General features: G+C 32.7%; 6 protein-coding genes. All 6 read left to right on the top strand.

Annotation, left to right across the window (positions count from 1 at the left end; all coding sequences use genetic code 11):
* The first annotated feature begins 540 nt into the window (after nt 1-540).
* The 6 genes from DW269_RS08145 to DW269_RS08125 all read left to right on the top strand — a co-directional run bounded on the left by DW269_RS08145 (nt 541) and on the right by DW269_RS08125 (nt 5,111).
* A complete protein-coding gene (locus tag DW269_RS08145; RefSeq protein WP_117459309.1) occupies nt 541-1,179 on the top strand; it encodes a reverse transcriptase domain-containing protein in 639 nt (212 codons plus the stop codon).
* Between the two features lie 109 nt (nt 1,180-1,288).
* Nucleotides 1,289-1,501 (top strand): hypothetical protein, encoded by a 213-nt coding sequence (locus tag DW269_RS12755; RefSeq protein ID WP_199410125.1) that lies wholly within the window; start codon nt 1,289-1,291, stop codon nt 1,499-1,501.
* 17 nt (nt 1,502-1,518) lie between these two features.
* Nucleotides 1,519-2,535 carry a site-specific integrase gene (locus DW269_RS08140; protein ID WP_199410123.1) on the top strand — a complete coding sequence of 339 codons (1,017 nt, stop codon included), beginning with the start codon at nt 1,519-1,521 and terminating at the stop codon, nt 2,533-2,535.
* Complete coding sequence (locus DW269_RS08135) at nt 2,513-3,490, top strand: tyrosine-type recombinase/integrase (RefSeq protein WP_117459308.1); 978 nt, start codon at nt 2,513-2,515, stop codon at nt 3,488-3,490. The genes DW269_RS08140 and DW269_RS08135 overlap by 23 nt, the downstream gene beginning before the upstream one ends.
* Nucleotides 3,477-4,484, top strand: coding sequence for a site-specific integrase (locus DW269_RS08130; protein ID WP_117459307.1), 1,008 nt, complete (start codon nt 3,477-3,479; stop codon nt 4,482-4,484). The genes DW269_RS08135 and DW269_RS08130 overlap by 14 nt, the downstream gene beginning before the upstream one ends.
* 144 nt (nt 4,485-4,628) lie before the next feature.
* A complete protein-coding gene (locus DW269_RS08125) occupies nt 4,629-5,111 on the top strand; it encodes a reverse transcriptase domain-containing protein (protein ID WP_233503281.1) in 483 nt (160 codons plus the stop codon).
* The last annotated feature ends 424 nt before the right edge of the window (nt 5,112-5,535 follow it).

Genomic DNA, 5,535 nt, shown 5'->3' with positions numbered 1-5,535 from the left:
TAGTGTGCCGGGCATGGCACTAATTCAGTCGGAGATAAACCGACCACAGGTATTTACCGCCAAGTGTAGTGAACCACAAGCCGATACCATAAAGGTAGGAGTGAAGGAAGTGGTGTAGCGATTCCCTTGAGCGTACGAACAGAAACTTGATACAAGGCTAAATGGTGGACAAGGTTGCTATACAAACCGAAGTCCTAAAGGTAAACGTAAAACCAAGAGAGTAAATCAAGACGTTGTGAAGGAAATAGGATTAGTGAATTACCCCGGGAGGCCTCACAGGCAATGAAGTCCAATATCTTTAAAATCAGTGATGGTAAATTGTGCGATAAAAAGCTTACTGTGAGGAGTCAGCTGAGGTCATAGTAGGTGTCTCACCAACACCAAAGGACCTAATGTTTATATGATGTCACTCATCATAAAGCAATGTCTAGATAGTTCGAAATTGGAAGCATCTCATAATTAGAAAACGTAATTCTATGGAGATGAAGGAAGAGGGAACGGTTCTAGATAAATCTACGATATGAAAAGGAGAACACAGATATGAGATTAATTGATGAAATACTAAGTGATTCAAATATTGATAGGGCTATTCTACAAGTCAAGAGAAACAAAGGTGTATCTGGAGTCGATAAGATGACAGTAGATGAACTTGATGAATACTTCTATAAGCATAGAAGAGAGATTAGATATTCCATACTTAATAAGAAATATAAGCCCCAATCAGTCAAGAGAGTCTATATCCCAAAGCCTAACGGCAAGAAAAGACCATTAGGCATACCTACAGTTGTAGATAGAGTTATTCAACAGGCCGTTGCACAAGTGTTAATGAAGAAATTAGATTCTTCATTCAGTGAATTCAGTTATGGATTCAGACCAAGAAGAAGTGCACAGATGGCTGTACTAAAGACCCTAGAATACATTAATGAAGGCTATGACTGGGTTATAGACTTAGATATTGAAGCATATTTTGATACTGTAAATCATGACAAGTTAATCTCAATACTTAGAGAAAAGAATGTGAATGACTCAACAACATTACATCTTATTCGCAAATTCATGCAGGCAGGGATTATGGAAGATGGTTTAGTAAAACCTTCTAGAATCGGTGTGCCTCAGGGTGGGTTATGCCGATATCGGCATAACCCACCTTATGTGGACAAAGATATTATGCCGAGTTAATTTAGATAACCCTTTAATAATCATACAATTTTCTTTATTTTCTCGGCATAATGCATCACACTTTAAATAGAATTATAGTTCTATTTCTATTTAAAGGAGCGTGATGATTATGAGATTAGAACTAATTTGTAGTGGATTAACAAAATTATTAGTAGATAATAACTATAGTCCAACCACCATAAACTTTTATAAAAGAGAATGGAAAAAACTAAATGATTTTCTTTTATCAGAATATGGGGATGATGTTTTTTCTATTGATAAAGGTTTAATCTTTTTAGAAAAAATCATGGTATTGTTTCATCTTTTGAAGAATCCAAATTAAAAGATCAACAGTTGCAGTTGATTAGAACGATTCAAATCTTACAGGATTATAAGCTTCATGGTGTACTTACTAGACGATATCATGCATCTAAAAATCCAATCAGATTAGAGGGTGATTATTTAAATATTCATATTCGTTTTAATGATTATCTAGATCACACCGAGTTGTCGAAGTCCACCAAAAAGCATTATATTAAAATTTCTCTAATATTTCTTGACTATCTTAATCAAAAAGGAATAACCGATGTTAGTCACATTGATTTATCCATATGTAATGATTATATAAGAACTTTTACTGGTATGTCTTTTAAAACGATTGAACAACATATCTGTGGATTACGATATTTTTTAAGATATTTAAATGAAGAAAATGTACTAGAAAGTGATGTTGCTTCTCTTATTCATATGCCAGCTATATCAAAATCGACTAAGATACCATCGGTATGGACTGAAGATGAAATTAAAAAATTATTGCAGGCTATTGATAGAAACAGTCCTATTGGAAAAAGGGACTACGCAATGATAGTGTTAGCTTGTATTTTAGGGTTACGTATTTCTGACATTAAGAACTTAACATTTGATAATTTTAACTGGGAAGAAAAAAAGCTGAGCATCATTCAACACAAGACAAAAAAGCCATTAACATTACCTATCCCAGATGCAGTTGGATGGGCAGTAATAGATTATATTAAAAATGGAAGACCTAAATATTACGAATCAAAATTTATATTTCTAAAGCATATGCCGCCCTTTGATATACTAAGCGATGAAAGTCATTTGTCAGGTAGAATTCATTTTTATATGAGAAAGGCGAAAATTCCATTAAACAAAAACTGTCACAGGGGCTTTCACTCTCTAAGGCATACATCAGCTTCAATGCTTCTCGATGCAGGGGTTGAATTACCAGTCATCACATCAATTCTTGGACATTCTAGTACTGATATAACTTCTATTTATTTAAAGACAGATCTTGATAAGTTAAAAGAATGCGTTTTGGATTTGATGTTTGGCGATGAATACATTGATATTCGATAGTATTTTCAAAAATGAAATTCAAGATCTGATCAATTTAAAGAGAGCCCAAGGATTTAAATACGTAACAGAAGAATTCGCATTAAAAAGAATAGATAAGTATCTTGCAGGTAAAAACATACAAGAAAAAGTAATTAATAAATCAGTAGTTGATGAATGGTGTTTAAGAAAGGCGTATGAAACACAAGCGAATCAAAACAGTAGAATTTCGATTATGAGAGTACTCTGCTCATATTTATCAGAATTAGGATTTGATGTATATGTTCCACCAAAAAGACTGACTACAAAAGCTCCAAAATATAATGCACATATCTACACCGACGATGAATTAAGAAGATTTTTTGAAGCCGTTGATAAGAGTCAATCAGTTCCTTCTGAATGCCCATATCGCCATATTATTATGCCTATATTCTTTAGAATACTATATACAAGCGGGTTGCGTGTATCTGAGCTAAGACTGGCTAAAATTGAGGACTTTCATTTGGATGAAGGCTACTTTATAGTTAAAAGCGGAAAGAATAATAAAGATAGAATAATTCCAATTCATCCTGTACTAGTAAAAAAATGCAAGGAATTGAAATCAACTATTCATATTGATTCTGATGAATCAGAATATTTCTTTATGAAATTGCCTGGTAAACCACTAACACTTCATTGTGTATACAATAATTTTAGAAGATATCTTGATAAGGCCGGAATATCGCATAGCGGACATGGTCCACGAGTCCATGACTTTCGCCATACTTATTGTGTCAACTTATTAAAGAAATGGGTATATGAGGAAAAGAATCTATTAGTATATCTGCCATATATGAAAACAATGTTAGGTCATGAAAGTTTTGATGAAACAGCTTATTATCTTAAATTGACAGCTACACTTTTTCCGATGATTCAGTTAAAGCTTGAAAGTGCCTATCCTAATATAATCGAAACGATTGAAGAATATGACTGCAACTGATTTTGCGGTTCTCATAACCAAGTTTTTAACTGAATATCTACCTCTTCATCGAAACTGTTCAAAAAATACTATAAGCAGCTATAAAGATTCTTTAAAATTATTTATTCTTTTTCTAAGAGATGACAAAAGCATGAACATTAATAAATTCAAGATGCACCAGATTAATAGAGAACTTATTCTTGAATTTATTGAATGGTTGGAAAATCGTGGAAATTCACCTGTTACTATCAACCATAGATTAGCAGAGATTAAATCATTTATAAATTTTGCACAGTATGAAAGTGTTGAAAATCTAGCTTATTTACAACCTGTCTTATCAGTTAAGTCATTAAAAACTACTACTAGACAAGTTGATTATTTAACTGAAGAACAAATGAATAACTTGATAAATCTTCCGCCTATAGATACATCTACAGGAATTAGACATCGTATCATCATGTGCTTATTATATGATACAGGTGCTAGAGTACAGGAGTTATGTAATTTAAAAATTGAAGATATCAATTTAGGTAATAATCCTACAGTTAAACTGCATGGTAAAGGTTCAAAAATACGCATAGTCCCTATTTCTAAGAATATGAATCAGATATTAGAAGTGTACATATCTAAATTTTTTTCAGATATTAAATTGAAAAATGAGTATTTGATTAAGAATAAGAATAATCAACAGATGAGTAGAGATGGGATAGAATATATAGTTCAGAAATATGCAACAATCTTAAAAAACAATGATTCTAGTTTTCCATCAAAAGTTCATCCCCATATGTTCAGACATAGTAAAGCAATGCACATGCTTGCAGTTGATATTCCTATTGTCTATATTCGAGATTTTCTGGGGCATGAAGATATTTCAACAACTATGATTTATGCAAGAGCAGATTCAAGAAAGAAAAATGAAGCCATAAATAATTTGGTACCGAAATTAATTGAAGAAAATTATGTTGATTGGAGTAAGGATCAAGATTTATTAGACTTCCTAAATAGCTTTAAATAACAATATTATGCCGAGAAAACAAAGAAAACCTTCTGATTATTAAAGGGTTATCTAAATTAACTCGGCATAATATCTTTGTCCACATAAGGAGGTCCACTTTCTCCAATCCTTTCTAACATTTATTTAGATAAATTTGACAAGGAATTGGAATATAGAGGACTGCGCTTTGTAAGATATGCAGATGACTGCAATATCTTCGTCAAGAGCGAAATGAGTGCAAATAGAGTAATGAAGTCAGTCACTTCATGGCTAGAAAGGAAACTATTTCTTAAAGTCAGCGCTACTAAGACCAAGGTGGTCAGACCACCCGAAAGCAAGTTCTTAGGATTCACCTACCTTCAAAGGAATGGTGAATGGAAATGCAAGCCTTCCAATCAGAGCAAGATGAAACTCTACGATAAATGTAGAAGAGAACTTATTAGAAGGATAGGCATTGCACGCCCTATTGCAGTCACATTCAAAAGAATCAATCAGATTGTAGTGGGGTGGATTAACTATTATCGAATAGGTGTGATGAAAAATATTTCGTTGATGTCTTTGGTCAATGGCTTCGCCATAAAATCAGAGTTATCATTCTTAAACAATGGAAGAAACCTAGAAGAATCTATATTAATCTTCAGAAACTGAATAAGAAGTTATCTTGTCGCTTTACAGATGAAGAAATTATCTCAGTAGCAAACACTAGACTAGGTTTATACAGACAGGCTTATGGCCATGTAGTTAATTTTCTACTTAGTCCCAAGATTCTAGCCATAAAGAAAAAGGATAGACCTGGCTTGGTCAATCCCCTTAATTACTATCTAAGTTAGTCTGAAATTATCATGTAAATGTAGCGCCGTATACGAGACCCGTACGTACGGTGCAACGGGAGGCAAGGAAATAGTGATTAATCTTTAAATTAATACTATTTCTTGTCTACCCTATTGTTTAAATAAGGCATAGAGAGCTTACAAGAGAAATATGTAAAAGAAGATAAAAAATAATCAAAATAGAAAAATGTTGATTATATCGATAAAAATAAACATTGTGAAATAAAAACAGAAAATAATTT

This window comes from Catenibacterium sp. AM22-6LB, from assembly GCF_003435615.1.
Taxonomy (GTDB): domain Bacteria; phylum Bacillota_I; class Bacilli_A; order Erysipelotrichales; family Coprobacillaceae; genus Catenibacterium; species Catenibacterium mitsuoka_A.
The sequence above is the reverse complement of the archived record's forward strand: the minus strand, read 5'-3'. Positions and strand labels throughout refer to the sequence as shown.